This is a genomic window from Mesorhizobium amorphae (genome assembly GCF_014843845.1).
GTDB lineage: Bacteria > Pseudomonadota > Alphaproteobacteria > Rhizobiales > Rhizobiaceae > Mesorhizobium > Mesorhizobium amorphae_A.
Genome location: NZ_JHQS01000061.1, coordinates 276,087 through 293,374, shown reverse-complemented (window position 1 = coordinate 293,374; position 17,288 = coordinate 276,087). Strand labels below are relative to the sequence as shown.

General features: G+C 64.5%; 18 protein-coding genes and 1 riboswitch. Of the genes, 8 read left to right on the top strand and 10 right to left on the bottom strand.

The genetic code is table 11. The annotated features are described in order from the left end of the window. Window positions 1–13 precede the first annotated feature (13 nt). On the bottom strand, window positions 14–646 hold the full coding sequence (locus DH08_RS27885) for a pyridoxamine 5'-phosphate oxidase family protein (RefSeq protein ID WP_192182478.1): 633 nt from the start codon (window positions 644–646) through the stop codon (window positions 14–16). A gap of 111 nt (window positions 647–757) precedes the next feature. On the opposite strand from DH08_RS27885, the gene DH08_RS27880 reads away from it, so the two are divergent. Beyond that, window positions 758–1,663: a LysR family transcriptional regulator gene (locus tag DH08_RS27880; RefSeq protein WP_192182477.1), complete on the top strand. Its 906-nt coding sequence runs from the start codon at window positions 758–760 to the stop codon at window positions 1,661–1,663. Between the two features lie 101 nt (window positions 1,664–1,764). Then, window positions 1,765–2,565, top strand: coding sequence for a lysophospholipid acyltransferase family protein (locus DH08_RS27875; RefSeq protein ID WP_192182476.1), 801 nt, complete (start codon window positions 1,765–1,767; stop codon window positions 2,563–2,565). Between the two features lie 27 nt (window positions 2,566–2,592). On the opposite strand, the gene DH08_RS27870 is transcribed toward DH08_RS27875, so the two are convergent. The 3 genes from DH08_RS27870 to DH08_RS27860 form a co-directional block, all read right to left on the bottom strand. Next, the gene (locus DH08_RS27870) at window positions 2,593–3,213 is read right to left on the bottom strand and encodes a LysE family translocator (protein ID WP_192182475.1); all 621 of its coding nucleotides are present in this window, start codon (window positions 3,211–3,213) and stop codon (window positions 2,593–2,595) included. Between the two features lie 94 nt (window positions 3,214–3,307). Then, window positions 3,308–4,255, bottom strand: a complete 948-nt coding sequence (locus tag DH08_RS27865; protein ID WP_192182474.1) for an aldo/keto reductase — start codon at window positions 4,253–4,255, stop codon at window positions 3,308–3,310. A gap of 119 nt (window positions 4,256–4,374) precedes the next feature. Then, on the bottom strand, window positions 4,375–4,911 hold the full coding sequence (locus tag DH08_RS27860; protein WP_192182473.1) for a gamma-glutamylcyclotransferase: 537 nt from the start codon (window positions 4,909–4,911) through the stop codon (window positions 4,375–4,377). A 123-nt stretch (window positions 4,912–5,034) separates the two neighbouring features. Between DH08_RS27860 and DH08_RS27855 the strand changes: the two genes are divergently transcribed. Together DH08_RS27855 and DH08_RS27850 are read left to right on the top strand one after the other, a co-directional pair. Further along, window positions 5,035–6,033, top strand: a complete 999-nt coding sequence (locus tag DH08_RS27855) for a DUF2125 domain-containing protein (RefSeq protein WP_192182472.1) — start codon at window positions 5,035–5,037, stop codon at window positions 6,031–6,033. 9 nt (window positions 6,034–6,042) lie between these two features. Beyond that, on the top strand, window positions 6,043–6,975 hold the full coding sequence (locus DH08_RS27850) for a sugar kinase (protein WP_192182471.1): 933 nt from the start codon (window positions 6,043–6,045) through the stop codon (window positions 6,973–6,975). Between the two features lie 3 nt (window positions 6,976–6,978). Here the strand turns inward: DH08_RS27850 and DH08_RS27845 are convergent, their stop codons facing one another. Together DH08_RS27845 and hisC are read right to left on the bottom strand one after the other, a co-directional pair. Beyond that, window positions 6,979–7,914 carry a prephenate/arogenate dehydrogenase family protein gene (locus DH08_RS27845; protein ID WP_192182470.1) on the bottom strand — a complete coding sequence of 312 codons (936 nt, stop codon included), beginning with the start codon at window positions 7,912–7,914 and terminating at the stop codon, window positions 6,979–6,981. A 6-nt stretch (window positions 7,915–7,920) separates the two neighbouring features. After that, window positions 7,921–9,030: a histidinol-phosphate transaminase gene (gene hisC, locus DH08_RS27840; protein WP_192182469.1), complete on the bottom strand. Its 1,110-nt coding sequence runs from the start codon at window positions 9,028–9,030 to the stop codon at window positions 7,921–7,923. A gap of 135 nt (window positions 9,031–9,165) precedes the next feature. Further along, a riboswitch (SAM riboswitch) is annotated at window positions 9,166–9,243 on the top strand. Between the two features lie 76 nt (window positions 9,244–9,319). Here hisC and metX point away from each other — a divergent pair. Together metX and metW are read left to right on the top strand one after the other, a co-directional pair. Beyond that, on the top strand, window positions 9,320–10,489 hold the full coding sequence (gene metX / locus DH08_RS27835; protein WP_192182468.1) for a homoserine O-acetyltransferase MetX: 1,170 nt from the start codon (window positions 9,320–9,322) through the stop codon (window positions 10,487–10,489). A gap of 58 nt (window positions 10,490–10,547) precedes the next feature. Beyond that, entirely contained in the window at window positions 10,548–11,162 is a 615-nt protein-coding gene (metW, locus tag DH08_RS27830; RefSeq protein ID WP_192182467.1) for a methionine biosynthesis protein MetW, read from the top strand. 25 nt (window positions 11,163–11,187) lie between these two features. On the opposite strand, the gene DH08_RS27825 is transcribed toward metW, so the two are convergent. Then, window positions 11,188–11,508, bottom strand: a complete 321-nt coding sequence (locus DH08_RS27825) for a DUF1330 domain-containing protein (RefSeq protein WP_192182466.1) — start codon at window positions 11,506–11,508, stop codon at window positions 11,188–11,190. Between the two features lie 326 nt (window positions 11,509–11,834). On the opposite strand from DH08_RS27825, the gene DH08_RS27820 reads away from it, so the two are divergent. Further along, a complete protein-coding gene (locus DH08_RS27820; protein ID WP_192182465.1) occupies window positions 11,835–12,770 on the top strand; it encodes a glycosyltransferase family 2 protein in 936 nt (311 codons plus the stop codon). A 21-nt stretch (window positions 12,771–12,791) separates the two neighbouring features. Here DH08_RS27820 and DH08_RS27815 read toward each other — a convergent pair whose 3' ends face one another. From DH08_RS27815 to DH08_RS27805, 3 genes are all read right to left on the bottom strand, one after another. Next, complete coding sequence (locus DH08_RS27815) at window positions 12,792–13,592, bottom strand: DUF1194 domain-containing protein (RefSeq protein WP_192182464.1); 801 nt, start codon at window positions 13,590–13,592, stop codon at window positions 12,792–12,794. Between the two features lie 83 nt (window positions 13,593–13,675). Continuing rightward, window positions 13,676–15,499: an ABC transporter ATP-binding protein/permease gene (locus DH08_RS27810; protein WP_192182463.1), complete on the bottom strand. Its 1,824-nt coding sequence runs from the start codon at window positions 15,497–15,499 to the stop codon at window positions 13,676–13,678. Between the two features lie 124 nt (window positions 15,500–15,623). Continuing rightward, on the bottom strand, window positions 15,624–16,394 hold the full coding sequence (locus DH08_RS27805; RefSeq protein ID WP_192182585.1) for a class I SAM-dependent methyltransferase: 771 nt from the start codon (window positions 16,392–16,394) through the stop codon (window positions 15,624–15,626). A gap of 105 nt (window positions 16,395–16,499) precedes the next feature. Between DH08_RS27805 and gloB the strand changes: the two genes are divergently transcribed. After that, complete coding sequence (gene gloB / locus DH08_RS27800) at window positions 16,500–17,267, top strand: hydroxyacylglutathione hydrolase (RefSeq protein ID WP_192182462.1); 768 nt, start codon at window positions 16,500–16,502, stop codon at window positions 17,265–17,267. Window positions 17,268–17,288 lie beyond the last annotated feature (21 nt).

The window sequence follows — 17,288 nt, the reverse complement described above, 5'->3', positions numbered from 1 at the left end:
CTGCTGGCGGGCATCAGTCTGCGGCAGCAGAGCCCAGCGCGGCACGCAGACCGGCAATCTCCGCTTCGAGACGTTCTATGCGCCGGTCGCGCTCGACCAGCGCGGCTGCCACGTCGGCCGCCTCGAAGCGCTGCGGAATGTGCTGCGGGCAATTGGCGTCCCAGGCCGCAACGGTGAACAGGATGACCTGCTCGGGGCGCGCCTTGTAATCCCCTGGCATCAGCTTCGCCATCAGCTCGGGGTCGTCCTCGACGATGCGGGCCGTGCCCCAGATCTTGATGCGCTGCCTGCGGGCGTAGTCGATCAGGAACAGGAAAGTCCGAGAATTGTCGCTCAGATTGCCCTGGGTGATGAATTGCCTGTTGCCGGAGAAATCAGCAAAGCCGATCGTGCGCTCGTCGAGCACTTTCAGAAACCCGGCTGGCCCGCCACGATGCTGGATATAGGGCTGGCCCTCGCCATTGGCCGTCGCCAGGAAGATGCTGGTCTGCGCCTCGATGAAGCCGGCAAGGTCGGGGGTGATTTCCGATTGCCAGCCGCCGCGCTCCTCGACGCGGGCATAAGCATCGCGCGAACCCTTGCGGCTCTGGATCGCCTTGACGGTCGGTGTGAAGGCGACGTCGCTGGTGAAGGTGCGGGCATTCATGGGAAACCTCCTCGAGGGACCTGTGGTCATCGCCCACGACAGGTAGAACCTTCCATCTTTCGGATGTAGATGGCATATCTGCAACTCATACTTCCATTTTTCGGGAGAATTATGGATCGTCTCGAGGCCATGTCGCTGTTCGTCGCCGCAGTGGAGACCGGCAGCCTTTCCGCGGCGGGGCGCCGTTTCGGCATTCCGCTGGCGACGGTCAGCCGCAAGGTCTCCGACCTGGAAAGACATCTGAAGACGCGTCTTTTGAACCGGTCGACGCGACGGCTGACGCTGACCGATGCCGGGCAGGCCTATCTGGCCGCCTGTCGGCGGATTCTGGACGAGCTCGGCGAGGCCGAACGCAGCGCCGCCGGCGAATACAGCGTGCCCACCGGCGAACTGATCATCACCGCGCCGATCGTCTTTGGCCGCCTGCATGTGCTGCCGGTCGTCACTGCCTTCCTCGCCGCTTACCCGGAAGTGGCGGTCCGGCTGGCGCTCGCCGACCGGATCACCCAGTTGGTCGAGGAGCATATCGACCTTGCCGTACGCATCGGCGAGCTGCCCGTCTCGAGCCTGGTCGCCATCCGCGTCGGCTCGATCCGCCGCGTCGTCTGCGCGAGCCCGGCCTATCTTGCCGAACATGGCACGCCGCAAACTCCCGGTGATCTGGCCGGACACAGCTGTATCACCTTCGAGAACCTCTCCGCCCCCGCCGCCTGGACCTTCATCGCCGGCAAAGGCGAACTTGCCATTCCGGTCCGCTCCCGGCTTCGGGTCAACACGGCGGAAGCCGCGATCGATGCCACTATCGCCGGCGTCGGGGTGACGAAGGTGCTGTCCTACCAGATCGCCGCCGAGGTCCGCTCCGGCACGCTTTGCCCGATCCTGCAGGAGTTCGAATCGGAGCCATGGCCGGTGAGCCTCGTCCATGCCGGCCAGGGGCTGCTGCCGGTAAAACTGCGCGCCTTCCTCGACTTCGCCGCGCCGCGCCTGAAGGAGCGCCTGGCGCAAGCAATGTGGTAGATGATGGCGCGCGCAGGCCCGGGATCATTCCCGGCATCGCGTTTCCTTTTTGCCCGCGCTTGGTGTAACCAACGCACACCTCCTCACCGGGCCCTTCCCGCATGCTCTACATCCGCTCGCTGGCGTTCAACTTCGTCTTCTACGTCAACCTGATCGTCCAGATGGTCCTTTGGACCCCGTATTATTTCCTCTCGCCGCGCCACCGTGCCTGGTTCGTGCCGAAATTCTGGTCAGGCACCTGCATGTGGCTTTACGACAAGATCGCCGGCACCAAGAGCGAGATCACCGGCCTGGAAAACCTGCCCGAGGGCTCGTTCATCCTGGCGCCGAAGCACCAGTCGTTCTGGGACGCGATCGCCTTCTTCCCATTCCTGCAGGACCCGCTCTACATCCTGAAGCGGGAACTGACCTGGATCCCCTTCTTCGGCTGGTACATCATGAAGATGCGCATGATCCCGGTCGATCGCGGCAGCCGCTCAAAGGCGCTGAAGGCGGTGGTCTCCGCGACCAGGGAAGAGATGGCGCGCAATCCGCGCCAGCTGATCATTTATCCCGAAGGCACGCGCCGCGCGCCGGGCGACGAGCCGGCTTACAAATATGGCATCGTCGAGCTCTACACCCAGCTTGGCGTCCCCGTGGTGCCCGTGGCGCATGTTGCTGGCCTCTACTGGCCGCGCCGCAAGTTCCTGCGCTACCCCGGCACCATCAAGGCTCGCTTCCTGCCGCCGATCCCCGCAGGGCTCGACAGGGAAGAGTTCATGGAGCGGCTGATCGGTGAGACGGAGGACGCCTGCGATCAGCTGCTCGTCGAGGCCTCGCACACGCCGAACCCGCCGCCGATGCCGCCGACGGCGGTCAAGCGGCTGGCGGAACTCGGCGCGGCGAACAAGGCGAAGGCCTGACCCCCCCCGACAATCCCGCCGGTCGGCTCAGGGCCACGTCGCCAGTGCCGTGGTCAACACCAGCGTTGCCGCGAAGACCAGATTGATGATGCGCGAAGCCAGCGGCTGGCGCAGGAAGCGGGCGAATGCTGCCCCTGCGAGAAGCCACAGCGCATGGATGGCGACGATCATCGAGGCCAGGACCGCCAGCCTGGCCGGGATGCCGAGATCACCGGCTCCCGATGAAGCGCCGGCGAGCACCGCGGCAATCGCCACATAGGCTTTCGGGTTGGCGACGGCGAGCAGGAACCCGCCGAGGAAAGTCGGACGGTCAGCGCCACTTTCACGCGCGGCCAGCGGCGGCGCGGTCGCTATCTTGAAGGCGAGATAGAGGATGTAGGCGGCCGAAGCGACCGCCAGCAGCGGTGCCAACGTCGGCATCGAGGCAAGCACCGCTAAAATGCCGGTGGCCACTACCAACAGCACCGCGATGGTTCCGACGATGACGCCCGACGCGTAGCGGAGCGAATCGCGCAGGCCAAAGGCGGCGCCTACGGCGGTGACGCTGATCGTCGCCGGACCCGGACTGCCCATGACGACGGTTGCCGCCAGCACCAATGCGAGCAATTGCTGCCACTGCTGCGTATGCGAAAGAACCTCACCGGCCATCTCGGCTCCCGCATCTTGCCACGATGCGAAAACGCTATGACAGGCAGCGCGGCGCGTCTTGAACGATCGTGCGTCGGCGAAAGGCCGCCGGCGGCTATGCGCTCGCCTCGTTCAGCGCGGCCATGTCGTCCACGCCGAGCCTCAGCGAAGCGGCGCGTACCAGGCTGTCCATCTGGGCGAGCGTCGTGGCGCTGGCGATCGGCGCGGTGATGCCCGGCCGGGCCATCACCCAGGCCAACGCCACCTCCGCCTGCGTGGCCGAATGACGCTCGGCCACGGCATCGAGTGCGCTCAGGATGCGCATGCCGCGTGGATTGAGATAGTCCTTGACGCCTCCGCCGCGCTGGCTTTTGCCGAGGTCGGCCTCGCTGCGGTATTTGCCGCTCAGAAACCCCTTGGCGAGACCGTAATAGCTGATGACGCCAATGTCCTCAGCGAGGCAGAGATTGCGCAGCGGACCATCGAAAGATGAGCGGTCGTAGAGATTATAGGCAGGCTGCAGCACTTCGTAGCGCGGCAAGCTGCGCAAGCTTGCCACGTCCAGCGCCGCGCGCAACTGGCCGGCATCGAGGTTGGAGCAGCCGGCATGGCGGATCTTGCCCCTGGCGAGCAGGCTCTGGTAAGCGCCGAGCGTTTCCTCGTAAGGCGTCGCCGGGTCCGGCCAGTGCGACAGATAGAGGTCGATCACATCGGTCTGCAGCCGCTTCAGCGACTGGTCGACTGCCTTTTCGATATAGGCAGCAGAGAGATCCCGCCTGCCCTGGCCCATGTCCGAGCCGACCTTGGTGATGACGATGACCTCGTCGCGGTTGCCGCGGCTTTTCATCCATTTGCCGATGATGGTTTCGGATTCGCCGCCCTTGTTGCCGGCATGCCAGCGCGAATACGCGTCCGCCGTATCGATGGCGTTGAGGCCGGCGCCGGCAAAGCGGTCGAGCAGGTCGAAGGAAGTCTTTTCGTCGGCGGTCCAGCCAAAGACATTGCCGCCCAGAACCAGCGGCGCGATGGAAAGGTCGGTACGACCGAGACGGCGTTTCTGCAAGATCTGGCTCCGTGATGCGGGGGGACGGGCGAAAACCCGAAGGTTCGGGGCTGGAGCTAAGCTAGGTCTCGTCATGCCAAGGTCAAAGGCCTGGCTGCTCTTTCCTGCGGGCCAGCGCTTCACAAAGGCGCGAGGCGCCGGGCCACCTCTTCCAGCCAGTGGTCGCTTATGCCCAGCGCCTCCAGATGTTCCAGCGTGCTGAGCAGATAATCCTCGTTCCTGCCGGACTGGCCGACGGCGCCGCGGACGATACCAGCCGCATGCGCCGCATCGAGCCCGCCGGCATACTGCTCATGCGCGCGGTCGACGATATAGGCGACCGCGCTCACCGTCTCGCGTCCGCTCGTGCCATTCTTGTCGAGTCGGATATCGAGCGAGCGTTCGAGGTAGACGCTGGTCACCAGTTCGCGCTCGCGCAGATAGGTGAGCACCTCGTCGCGCAACTCTCCGGGCACGCGAAACGCCAGCCCGACGCAAGAGCCGCCACGGTCGAGGCCGAGCACAAGGCCCGGCCGCTCACGCGTGCCGCGATGCACGAAGGAATAGACGCAGAGCGACCGGCGATAGCCGTAGAGACGGGCGCGCCGCGTCTCTACATGCGCGAATCCCGGTCGCCAGATCAGCGACCCGTAGCCAAAAACCCAAAAATCGCCCATATCGCCAAGCCTGAATGCACGAGAGTGACGACACCGCATCGGAATCGGTGCTTTTTCCGTCTATCTGCTTGTTGCGTAAACGACAGTCCACCCGCAACAGGCGGCGATAATGAAAGCTGCAGCATGACGTCAAGTGACGAGCGCCCGCCGAACTTTCGCCGCCGGCTGTTCTGGCTTGTCGCTTTCATCGCCGTGCTGTTCGCCATCTACAGCGGCGGCTGGTTCTATCTGGCCGACCGCGTCCGGAGCGAAGCCGACAAGGCGGTGGCCGCGCTCAACGGCAACGGCATCGAGGCCGGTTGCTCCAACCTGACCGTCAGCGGCTATCCGTTCAGCTTTGCCGTTTCTTGCGACACCCTGGCCTATGAGGACGACACCAGGAATGTCGCCGCCTCGACTGGCAGCTTCAGTGCCGTCGCGCAGATCACCCGGCCTCTGTCGCCAGTCGCCGACCTGCGCGGGCCGCTCAGGACCTCCGTGCCGGGCATGACACCGCTCTGGATCGACTGGGACAGACTGCGGGCAGACGTGAAGCTCTCCTGGCCGCTGCCGCGGCGCATTGCGCTGAAGGCCGAGGGCCTGTCCGGCCAGACCGACCCAGCCGACGACACGGATCCCGTCTCGCTGTTCAGCGCCGGAACGGCGGCGGGGCAATTGCAGCCCGATGGCCAGGACATCGCCTACACTGGAAGCTTCGGCGATCTCGAGATCGACGCCAACGCCATCGGCGGCCGCGTGCTGCCGGCGCTCGACGGCAGCGGCGAGGCAACGCTGAAGAACGGCGTCGCGCTGATCGGAAAGCAGGTAAAGAGCCTGCGCGGCCAGGCCGTCGACATCGCCAGGCTGGACCTCTCGTCAGGCACGGCGCGCGTTACTGTCTCCGGGCCTCTGTCGGTCGATGCTGAGGGCCTGATCGATGGCGATCTGACGATCAGCCTGAAAGATCCCAAGGCGGTGGCGGCAATCCTCGGCGCCGCGATCCCCGAGCGCAAGAGCGAGATCGAGCAGGGCTTTGCCGGCCTGGCGATGCTCGGCAACGAACCGTCGATGCCGCTCAGGATCGTCAAGGGCAAGGCATCGCTCGGCTTCATTCCGCTGGGCAAGATCAAGCCGGTCGATTAGGAACAACGAATGAGCAGACCGGTAAGGCTCCTGAGCGTTGGCGCGCTGACGCTGGACACCATCCTTCGTCTCGACACGCTGCCCATGCATCAGGGCAAATTTATCGCCTCCGACGCTGCCCAGATGGCATCGGGCATGGCTACCAGTGCTGCTTGCGCCGCGCAGCGGCTCGGCGCCGAGGTCTCGCTCTGGGCAAGTGCGGGTGACGATGCCGTCGCCGACCAACTCATTGCCGGCATCGAGGCCGAAGGTGTCGACTGCGGCTTTGTCCGGCGCGTCAACGGCGCGCGTTCGGCACTGGCCGCGATCCTGGTCGACGCCCATGGCGAACGCATCATCGTTCCCTTTTACGACCCGAAGGCGCAGGCCGATCCCGAGAAATTGCCCGCCGATCTTTCCGGCTTCGACGCCGTGCTGGTCGACGTGCGCTGGCCGGGCGCCGCCGCACTGGCCCTGACCGCGGCGCGGGCGATGGGCCGTCCGGCGATCCTCGATGCCGACACCGCGCCGCTGGAGGTGCTGGAACAGCTGTTGCCTTTAGCCACGCACATCGTCGCCTCGGAGCCGGCGGCACGCATCGTCTGCGGCCAGGCGCTGGATCCGGAAACCGCCTGCGCCGATCTCGCCAGCCGCACCGATGCCTTTGTCGCGGTTACCGGCGGAGCACAGGGAAGCTGGTGGTATGACCATTCCGCCGGCGGCGTGCGCCATGTCGCGGCGCCGAGGATCAAGGCGGTGGATACGCTCGCCGCCGGCGACGTGTTTCACGGCGCTTTTGCCGTCGGCTTGGCGGAGGCAATGCCTCCCGAGCAGGCCTTGCGCTTTGCCAGTGCTGCCGCCGCGCTCAAATGCCAACGCTTCGGCGGCCGGCTGGGCGCCCCGGACCGGGCCGAGACGCTGGCGATGATGGCGGCCCACTGGCCAGCAGATTTGGAAGCGTGAGATTTACCCCTTGGCCGGGTGCTCGACCGCTTGCCGGCCGAAATCCGGCACGTCGATGTCCTGGCCGGCCTCGATGATCGAGCGGCGCACGGCGCGGGTGCGGGTGAACAGATCGAATAGCTTTTCGCCGTCGCCCCAGCGGATCGCCCGCTGCAGCGAGGCTAGATCCTCCGAGAACCGAGCCAGCATTTCGAGGATGGCGTCCTTGTTGTGCAGGCAGACATCGCGCCACATGGTCGGGTCAGAGGCGGCAAGACGGGTGAAGTCGCGGAAGCCCGAGGCCGAATATTTGATGACTTCCGATTTGGTCACCGACTGCAAATCGTCGGCGGTGCCGACGATGTTGTAGGCGATGATATGCGGCAGATGCGAGACGATGGCCAAAGTCATGTCGTGATGCTGCGGGTCCATCGTGTCGATGTTGGAGCCGCAGCGCCGCCAGAACTCCGAAAGCTTTTCCAATGCCGCCGGATCAGTATCGGGAACCGGCGTGAAGATGCACCAGCGATTGTCGAAGAGATCGGCGAAGCCGGCGTCCGGTCCGGATTTTTCCGTGCCGGCGAGCGGATGGCCGGGAATGAAATGGACGCCTTCCGGCACATGCGGCTGCATCTGCGCGATGACGGAGGCCTTGGTCGAGCCGACATCGGTGAGGATGGCGCCCTTTTTCAGCGCCGGCGCGATTTCTTCCGCGACCGCGCCGGAGGAACCGACCGGCACCGAGACGATGACCAGATCGGCATCGCGTACCGCCTCTTTCGCATCGGTGGTGTAGGAATCCCCTAGATCGAGTTCCTTCGCCCGCGCTAGCGTAGTCGGGCTGCGCGTCGCGATGGAGACGTGGCCGGCCAGCCCCTCGCGGCGAATGACGCGGGCCAGCGACGAGCCGATCAGGCCGATGCCGACCAGCGCGATCTTTTCGAACAGCGGTGATGTCATGGTGTTCTAGCTTTTCAGGAATGTCGTGAGGGCAGCAATCACGCCGCGATTTGCTTCTTCGATGCCGATGCTCATGCGCAGCGCATTGGGAAAGCCGTAGCCGGAAACGCGCCGCAAGATGAAGCCCCGCGCCGTAAGGTAGTCGTCCGCGGCCGCCGCCGAATGTTTCTTGTCGTCGCGAAAGTGGATCAGCAGAAAATTGCCGACGCTCGGCGTCACCCTGAGTCCGAGCTTTGTCAGTTCCTCAGTCAACCAGGTGAGCCATTTCTCGTTGTGCATCACGCTGCGCTCGACATGGGCGCGGTCGCGGATGGCGGCGATGCCGGCCTCGATCGCCGTGGCATTGACGTTGAAGGGGCCGCGAATGCGGTTGATCGCATCGACAATGTGCATCGGACCATACATCCAGCCGATCCGCGCCCCGCCAAGGCCGAGCTTGGAGAAGGTACGGGTCATGACCACGTTCTCGGCGCTGCCCGCCAGCTCGATGCCGGCCTCGTAGTCGTTGCGGCGGACATATTCGGCGTAAGCCGCGTCGAGCACCAGAAGCACGTTTTTCGGCAGGCTGGCATGCAGGCGCCGCACTTCCTGGAACGGCACATAGGTGCCGGTCGGGTTGTTGGGATTGGCGAGGAACACGATCTTTGTGCGCGGCGTCACCGCCGCCTGTATCGCATCGATGTCGGCGCGCTCGTCGCTTTCCTTGACCGCTACCGGTGTTGCACCGGCCGACTGGATGTAGATCTTGTAGACCATGAAGGCGTGTTCGGTGAAAATCGCTTCATCGCCGGGCGCCAGATAGGTCTGCGCCAGCAGGCCCAGTATCTCGTCGGAGCCGTTGGAACAGATGATGCTCGCAGCATTCAGCCCATGCACCTCGGCGATCGCCTCGCGCAGCCGCCTGGCGGTGCCGTCGGGATAGACGTCGAGCTTTGCCGCGACTTCACGCGCCGCCTCGATCGCCTTCGGCGACGGGCCGAGCGGGTTTTCGTTCGACGACAGTTTGTAGACCTTGGCAACACCGGCCGGCGCCGTGCTCTTGCCCGGCACATAGGCGTCGATATCCATGATGCCCGCGCGGGGCGTTGGCCGTGCCTGATCCGGTCTCTTGTTCATGTCTAACAAATCCATCGAGAATGCTTCCGCCGGAAGCCGCAGCGGAAATACTAGCCGTGGCCCGGAATGTCGAGTGCCGGCAATGGCGCGAGCGGCCGGCCGTTGACGGCAAGGCGCGCGAGTTCTAGAAGAATGTGACAGCTCCGTGGTGATTTGGCCGGTCGGCTTGCAGCCACGTTAAACAACTCGCTAAAGGGCCGTTTGCATCCTGTAACCGGCTTTGCGAAGGCATTGCCGGTTTTTTGTTGTCCGCCGCCGGTCGGACGATGCGTAATACAAGAGAGATATGATGGCCGTTCCGCGCCCTCGAAGAAGCAACAACGAGATCGACGCACCGTCGAGCCCGGTGTTGCGTTTCGGCGCCGACAAACCGCTGAAGCTTGACGCCGGCACGCTTTTGTCGCCGTTCCAGATCGCCTACCAGACCTACGGCACGCTGAACGACGCCCGTTCCAACGCCATCCTCGTCTGCCATGCGCTGACCGGCGACCAGCATGTTGCCAGCACCAATCCGGTGACCGGCAAGCCGGGCTGGTGGGAGGCGCTGATCGGCCCCGGCAGGATCATCGACACCAACCGTTTCTTCGTCATCTGCTCCAACGTCATCGGCGGCTGCCTGGGTTCCACCGGCCCCGCCTCGACCAATCCGGCCACCGGCAAGCCCTACGGGCTCGACCTGCCGATCATCACCATCCGCGACATGGTGCGGGCACAGCTTATGCTGGTCGACCATTTCGGCATCGAAAAGCTGTTTTGCGTGCTCGGCGGCTCGATGGGCGGCATGCAGGTGTTGGAATGGGCCTCGACCTATACCGAGCGCGTCTTCTCGGCGCTGCCGATCGCCACCGGCGCCCGCCATTCCTCGCAGAACATCGCCTTCCACGAGGTCGGCCGGCAAGCCGTGATGGCCGACCCGGACTGGCATGGCGGCAAATATTTCGAGCATGGCAAGCGCCCGGAAAAGGGGCTCGCGGTGGCGCGCATGGCCGCGCACATCACCTATCTGTCGGAGGCGGCGCTGCACCGCAAGTTCGGCCGCAATCTGCAGGACCGCGAGGCGCTGACCTTCGGCTTCGACGCCGATTTCCAGATCGAGAGCTACCTGCGCCATCAGGGCATGACCTTTGTCGACCGCTTCGACGCCAACTCCTACCTCTACATGACCCGTTCCATGGATTATTTCGACCTCGCCGCCGACCATGGCGGACGGCTGGCCGATGCCTTTGCCGGAACGAAGACCCGCTTCTGCCTGGTGTCCTTCACCAGCGATTGGCTGTTCCCGACCGAGGAAAGCCGCTCGATCGTGCATGCGCTGAACGCCGCCGGCGCCTCCGTCTCCTTCGTCGAGATCGACACCGACCGCGGCCACGACGCCTTCCTGCTCGAGGAACCGGAATTGTTCGCCGCCATCAACGGCTTCATCGGCTCGGCCGCGCGGGCGCGAGGGCTCAGCGCATGACCCCGAAAAGTTGCAGACTTTTCGGACCGGGATCATGCGCCAGGCAGGAGGCGAAGCCATGAGCGTAAATCGCGCCCAGCGCGTCGACCTCGAAGTCGTCGCCGGTCTCATCCCGTCGCGGTCGCGGGTGCTGGACGTCGGCTCCGGCGACGGCCTGCTGCTCGAACTGCTGCAGGAGACCAAGCAGGTCGACGGCCGCGGACTGGAGCTGTCGCAACGCGGCGTCAACGAATGCGTGGCGCGCGGCCTCAGCGTCATCCAGGGCGACGCCGACACGGACCTCGAATTCTACCCCGACAAGGGTTTTGATTTCGTCGTCCTGTCGCAGACCCTGCAGGCCACCCGCAATCCGAAGCTGGTGCTCGACGAACTGCTGCGGATCGGCAACCGCGCCATCGTCTCCTTCCCCAATTTCGGCCACTGGCGGGTGCGGCTGTCGCTGTTCGTCAAGGGTCGGATGCCGGTGACCAAGGACCTGCCCTATTCCTGGTACGACACGCCAAACATCCATTTCTGCACCATCCGCGACTTCGTCAATCTGTGCGAGGAACTCGGCGCCACGGTGGAAAGGGCGACCGCTCTCGACGCCAACGGCCAGAAGATCGGCCTGTCGATGCCGTGGTGGTTCTGGAATTTCTTCGGCCAGCAGGCGGTGTTCCTGCTGAAGCGATGATCTTGGCCGGCTGCCGGCCACGCAGCTATTCCAGGACGTCGGTGGCCTTGTGCGGATGCTCGACGCCGTCGACGAAGATGACGTCGGACTGCGAGTTTTCGGTGCGCAGCGCCAGGATCGCCTGATAGGCGGGCGATTTATACCACCCGCGTACATGGTCACGGTCGGGGAATTCGATGACGATCAGATGTCCCGGCCAGGTATCTTCGACGACCTCTACCGCTCCACCATGCACCAGGAAGCGGCCGCCGAAGGGTTCCAGCGTGGCGTCGATCTTGTGCAGATATTCGACAATCTCAGGTCCCAATGTGGCCTGCCGCATATGGGCAACGGCGTAAGCGGTCATGGCTGAACTCCTCTCTTGCAACCGGGGCAGTCTTGCCGACATGCGGTAGGCAGGTCGATTACGTGACAGGTAATAGCGGCGGCTATTTCCCTAGGCGGGCAGTTGAATCGACTCCCATTCCTTCCGGATGGGCTTGCAGGCCAGCAGACGGTGTTGCAGTTCAGGCGCGGCTTGTGAAATTCGACGCGCGCACGGCTTGCCCGCCGACAGTCGGGATGACACAGGCTTTTCTTTTTTGTACGGTCGAATCGAACGCAATCCTGGGGTGGGTATGGAAGGCGGCCATCAAATCTATCCGCACATCGCAGAACCCGGGGCATAGCCGCATGGGCAAAACCATCGACCCGGCTCCCCTTATCACGGTGATCACACCGACCCACAATCGTCGCGACCAGGTGGTGCGCGCGGTAGAAAGCGTGCTGGCGCAGAGCCTTACCCAGTTCGAGCACGTCGTTGTCGATGACGGCTCGACCGATGCCACCGCCGCGGCCCTTGCCGCCATCCGCGATCCCCGGCTGGTCTATGTCGGTGCGAAATGGCGCGGCGCCAACGCTGCCCGCAACGCCGGCATCGAGCTTGCGCGGGCGCCGATCGTGGCCTTCCTTGATTCGGACGATGTCTACCTGCCGGACCGGCTGGAGCGGACGCTGGCGCGTTTCGACGAGAACCCATCACTGGAAATCCTCATCAGCTCGTTCGTCTCGGTGAAAGGCGGACGCAGCACCAAATGCGTCAATCGGGAAGCTTTCCTGACCCGCAGTTCGCTGGAGAAGGCGCTGGTCGGGCAGACGATCTTCATCGCCGGCTCCGCGATTACCGCCCGCCGCGAATCCCTGCTGGCGATCGGCGGTTACGACAGCGACATCGCGCGCATGCAGGATCGCGAATTGCTGCTGCGTTTTGCCCGCCGCAGCGGCGCGCTACTGTCCGAGGACATCGACTGGAAGAAGTACAATTCGGAGAATTCGATCTCCGGCCGCCGCGACGGCTATGTCGAAGCCTACGCAAATCTGATCGACAAGCACCCTTACATCGCCGATCGCTATCCCGACGTCCCGCCCTACATGATCGCGCGCCAGATCATCGCCGATGCGATGAAGGGCAGGGTTTCCCAGGCATTCGCCGGTTACCTGGCCAACCGGTCGTCGAAAGCACTCGGCTACTCGCTGCCGCAGCTGTTGCGCGGCTATGTTGGAGGCCGGCGCTGGCGCCGCGATCTCTACGATGAGTTCCGCGAGAAATACGGCACGCGGCCGGCCTGAATCATCCTGAGACCTCACAGCTTATCGATCGAGTTCCGGAAAATACGGGTCTGAAAAAAACCGCCGGTCGCGCTCACCCTGCAGGCAGTCGATGGGAGGCGCCGCGTCGATCCGGACTGTCGTCGCGTTGCCGATGCCGCTCACTTCGAGGATGAGCTTGCGGCGAATGGCGGTCGAAAATTCGGAAGCTGCATAGATCGGCAGCACGAAGGACCCCGGGCCGCCGGTGACGCATTGCTCATAATAGCTGTCGAGATGGCTGAAGGTCGGCGACGGGCTGATCAGGATCGGCAGGCCGTTGATGACGATGCCCTTTGCCAGCGCCGCATCGCGCGTCGCGGTGACCGGCGGGCCGATATTGTTGGGGCCGTCGCCTGAAATGTCGATAACGCGCCGCGCGCCTGTGAAGGCGGTTTTCTCGAAAAGACCGGTGCCGAAGGCAAGCGCGCCGGAAATCGAGGTGCCGCGAAAGCTGCGGAACGGGCGGGCCGCGATCCTGTCGGCGAAGGCGTTGGCACTGTCGCTGCCGTCGATGATCTGCCAGGCGAGGATGGCGTCGTCGCGGACGGTGCCCGCCCACTCGAAATAGGCCAGCGCAATGCGCCCGTTGGTGCCCGAACGCACCGCCCTGATGAAATCCGGATGCCTGAGCGCCTCGACATAGCCGGCACGCTGCAGGGCAAACTCCTTCTCGTTCATCGACAGCGAGATGTCGACGGCCAGCACCAGTTCGACATCCACGGCAATCGCGTCGGCCGGCACAGGCAGGGGGGCTGCCTGTGTACAGGCGAAACAGGCAAGCAGGCTGAGCATGTCGAGCATGGCTGCGTGCGTCCGAGCGATGCGGACAATTTTCACCGCGATCGCGGCAAAATAAAGCTTACCGGGTTGCTTCCTCGGCGAGCCTACTTCTTCCGCCTTGCGGCGGGCGGCGGCTCGATGGCGCCGGCCCTGACGCGGGCCGGCTTGAGTGCCGATCCGCCCGTATCCTTCACGATCGTCAGCGAGCGCGAGAAGAACTGGTTGTTGTGCTGGCCGCGGCCGATGTTGAGGATGGCGGCGTCAGGCAGGCGCCGCGCCAGCATCGACAGCACCTGCCTCAGCGTCGCGCCGTCGAACGTATCCAGCGCCTCATCGATGATCACCCATTTCGGTCGCCTGAGCGCAAGCCTGGCAAAGGCCAGCAGGCGCTGCTCGTCATCGGCCAACTCATGCTCCCAGCGCGCCGAGTGGTCGAGCGAGGATGCAAGCCGCTCGAGACCGACCTCGGCCAGCACCGCCGCGATCTCGGCATCCTCGACCGGTGCCGTGCCATTGGTATGGTTGAGCACCTCGCGCAGCGTGCCGAGCGGGAAATAAGGGGTTCGCGGAACGAAGATCGGCGCCTCGCCGGCCGGCATGCCAACCCGCCCGCTGCCCCATGGCCAGAGGCCGGCAATGGCGCGAAAGAACAGCGTCTTGCCGGCGCGCGGGTCGCCGGTGATCATGACGCGCTCGCCGGGGTGGATCTCGACATGCGGCTCGGCAAGCTTTGTGCAGCCATCCGGCGAGGCGACCTCGAGCCGCTCGAAGCTCAGCTTGCCGTCAGGGTTTTCGCCGAAGGCGATACGCTTTTCCTTGTCGTGGAGGATATCGGTTTCGCCAAGTGCGATGCGGAAATCGGCGACGCGCATCAGCGTCGCCCGCCAGTCGGCGATGCCGCCGATGTTGTTGATGAACCAGCGCAGCGAGGAGTGCACCTGGTTGAAGGCGCCGACCGCCATCATCAGCCCGCCGAAGCTGATATCGCCGGCGAAATAGACCGGCGACGCGACCAGGATCGGCGCCACCACGGTGATCCAGCCATAGGTGTCGGTGACCCAGGACAGGTTGATCTTCGCGCTGTAGATGCGCTTCATGGCGCCGAGCACGGTGCCAAGATCGAGCTCGAGCTGCTGTTTGGCGTCGGCCTCGCCATGCGCCAGCGCGATGGCGTCGACATTTTCGTTGACGCGGACCATCGAGAACCTGAGTTCCGCCTCACGCGTATAGCGATCGCTGTTGAAGCGGATCAGCGGCCGTCCGACCAGCCAGCTCAGCCACGAGGCGATGCCGGCATAGAGGATCGCCGCCCACACCATGTAACCCGGTATCGCCAGCGAACGGCCGCCTATGTGGAAGACGAAGCCCGAGGACAGCGTCCACAAGACACCGATGAAGGACACAAGCAGGATGAAGGACTGCAGCAGGCCGACACCGAGATCGGTCGACAGATCGGACAAATGCGCGGCGTCCTGCTGCATGCGCTGGTCGGGATTGACGCCAATGGCACCGGCATGCGCCAGCCGGAAGGCGCGCGCCGGCCGCATCCATTCGTCGATCAGGTCGAGGGTCAGCGCCTGGCGCAGCTTCAGCCGGATCGTCTGGTTGAGCCAGGTCTGGCCGACATTGAGAACCAGCAGCCCGCCGGCAATCTCGGCAAAGACGAGAAGCTGGTGCAGGAAGCCCTGCATGTCGCGCCGCGCCAGCGCATCGTAGAAGGGCTGGTTCCAGCGGTTGAGCAGAACCTGGCCGATCGCGGTCGCGACAATGACGGCCACAATGCCGATCGAGGCCCAGGCGAGTGGCTTGCGTACCGGCGAGGTTCTCAGCGCCTGCTTGATGGTCTTTAGCTGGTCGCCGAGGCTGCTGGCTTCGATCGACACGGCGGCCTGTCCCGCACCGGTTATGACATCCGCTTGATCCGCCATGCGCGATATCCCTGCATTCGGAAGTGTGGTGGAGCCGATCAGAATCATGACCGGCCATGTTCAGGCGGCGGCACCGCACTCGACAGATAGGGAGTGACAAAGCCCGGGTCCGATCACGAACGCGTCACCCGCCCGGGGAAGCCGCCTCACCGCCGCGCGACCGGCCGAGCCTGGTCGCGCCTTGCGGCGAGAGCACCGGCACGAAGACGCGGCGCGATGCACGCTGGGCGACCGGTACGCCCTGATAAAGCCGCTTCTGCGCCTCGACCACGATGACGCCGGAAAAGATCGGCCAGAACCGCCGGCCGGCGCGCTCCAGCACATTGTGGAACCGCATCATGAAGCGCCGGGGCGACGGCGGGAAGAACAGCGCGTCGGACCATGCCGCCGGGGTGAAATGCGCCTCGCGCAGCAATTCGGTGAGCTGGCCGCGCGAGAACGGCCGGCCATTGCCGAACGGCGTATGCTCGAAACGCGCCCAGACGCCGCGGCGGTTGGGCACGACGATGACGACGCGCCCGGCTGGCGACAGCACCCGCCAGATCTCGTTCAGCGTCTCGCGCGGGTTTTCGACATGCTCGAGCGAATGGACGAGCAGCATGCGGTCGATGCAGGAATCGACCAGCGGCAATTCCTCGTCGAAGACCAGCGCCGTCGCCGTCGGACCTGTCGCCGGCCAGACCACCGCGCCCTGCGTCGCCGGCATGAAGGCAAAGACGCGCTCGGCATCGGCGCCGAACCGCTCCAGCCACGGCAAGGTGTAGCCGAGGCCGACCAGCCGCTCATTCGGCACCGCGGCCCATATCGAGGACAGCGCCATGGTGATCGAGTGCTCGGCAAGCCGGCCGAGCGTGGTCGAATAGAAGGAACGGAGATCGACGATATCGGAATGCATGGCCGGGACGGTAGCCGCGATATCCGCCGAGTTCAACAAAGCTCAATTCCAGATGACATCGGCCGGCAAGCGCCCTATGTCTGCGGCGACAAATGGAGAGATGCGATGCCGGTCGAAATCGAACAGTTCATGTGTCGCAGCGACAATTTCGGTGTTTTGGTGCACGACCCAAAAAGCGGCCAGACCGCGATCATCGACGCGCCCGAAGAGGCGCCGATCCTGGCCGCGATCCAGCGCACCGGCTGGACGCCGACGATGATCCTGACCACCCACCACCATGTCGATCATGTCGAGGCCAACCTGGCGCTAAAAGAGCGTTTCAAGCTGCGCATCGTCGGCCCGGAAGCGGAACAGGCGAAGATCCCCGGCATCGACGAGACGGTCGAGGAAGGCTCGGTCGTCCATCTCGGCGACGAACGGATCGACGTGATCGCCACGCCTGGCCATACGGCCGGCCATGTCTCCTACCATTTGCCGGTCTCGAAGGTGGCGTTCACCGCCGACACGCTGTTTGCGCTGGGCTGCGGCCGGCTGTTCGAATGCAAGCCGCCAGTGATGTATGACTCGCTGAAGAAGCTGGCAGCACTTCCCGCCGAGACGGTCATCTATTGCGGCCATGAATACACGCTTTCGAATGCCCGCTTCGCGCTGACTGTAGACCCGACCAATTCCGCCCTGAAGGAGCGCGCCGCCCGGATCGAGTTGCTGCGCGCCGACGGCAAGCCGACACTGCCGACGACGATCGGCGAGGAATTGTCGACCAATCCGTTCCTGCGCTGGCACGATCCGGCAATCCGCAAGCATCTCGGCATGGAGAAGGCCACCGACGCCGACGTGTTCGCCGAAATCCGCAAACGCAAGGACAATTTCTGAGCGCGGTGCTAGCCTCCAGCC

Excerpts from the sequence above, each read along its gene's own strand:
- metW (WP_192182467.1), top strand. The coding sequence starts at position 10,548 with ATGAGCGTAAATCGCGCCCAGCGCGTCGACCTCGAAGTCGTCGCCGGT.
- DH08_RS27810 (WP_192182463.1), bottom strand. The coding sequence starts at position 15,499 with ATGGCGGATCAAGCGGATGTCATAACCGGTGCGGGACAGGCCGCCGTG.
- metX (WP_192182468.1), top strand. The coding sequence starts at position 9,320 with ATGGCCGTTCCGCGCCCTCGAAGAAGCAACAACGAGATCGACGCACCG.
- DH08_RS27850 (WP_192182471.1), top strand. The coding sequence starts at position 6,043 with ATGAGCAGACCGGTAAGGCTCCTGAGCGTTGGCGCGCTGACGCTGGAC.
- DH08_RS27805 (WP_192182585.1), bottom strand. The coding sequence starts at position 16,394 with ATGCATTCCGATATCGTCGATCTCCGTTCCTTCTATTCGACCACGCTC.
- DH08_RS27885 (WP_192182478.1), bottom strand. The coding sequence starts at position 646 with ATGAATGCCCGCACCTTCACCAGCGACGTCGCCTTCACACCGACCGTC.
- DH08_RS27845 (WP_192182470.1), bottom strand. The coding sequence starts at position 7,914 with ATGACATCACCGCTGTTCGAAAAGATCGCGCTGGTCGGCATCGGCCTG.
- DH08_RS27870 (WP_192182475.1), bottom strand. The coding sequence starts at position 3,213 with ATGGCCGGTGAGGTTCTTTCGCATACGCAGCAGTGGCAGCAATTGCTC.
- gloB (WP_192182462.1), top strand. The coding sequence starts at position 16,500 with ATGCCGGTCGAAATCGAACAGTTCATGTGTCGCAGCGACAATTTCGGT.
- DH08_RS27855 (WP_192182472.1), top strand. The coding sequence starts at position 5,035 with ATGACGTCAAGTGACGAGCGCCCGCCGAACTTTCGCCGCCGGCTGTTC.
- hisC (WP_192182469.1), bottom strand. The coding sequence starts at position 9,030 with ATGAACAAGAGACCGGATCAGGCACGGCCAACGCCCCGCGCGGGCATC.
- DH08_RS27815 (WP_192182464.1), bottom strand. The coding sequence starts at position 13,592 with ATGCTCGACATGCTCAGCCTGCTTGCCTGTTTCGCCTGTACACAGGCA.
- DH08_RS27880 (WP_192182477.1), top strand. The coding sequence starts at position 758 with ATGGATCGTCTCGAGGCCATGTCGCTGTTCGTCGCCGCAGTGGAGACC.
- DH08_RS27825 (WP_192182466.1), bottom strand. The coding sequence starts at position 11,508 with ATGACCGCTTACGCCGTTGCCCATATGCGGCAGGCCACATTGGGACCT.
- DH08_RS27820 (WP_192182465.1), top strand. The coding sequence starts at position 11,835 with ATGGGCAAAACCATCGACCCGGCTCCCCTTATCACGGTGATCACACCG.
- DH08_RS27875 (WP_192182476.1), top strand. The coding sequence starts at position 1,765 with ATGCTCTACATCCGCTCGCTGGCGTTCAACTTCGTCTTCTACGTCAAC.
- DH08_RS27860 (WP_192182473.1), bottom strand. The coding sequence starts at position 4,911 with ATGGGCGATTTTTGGGTTTTTGGCTACGGGTCGCTGATCTGGCGACCG.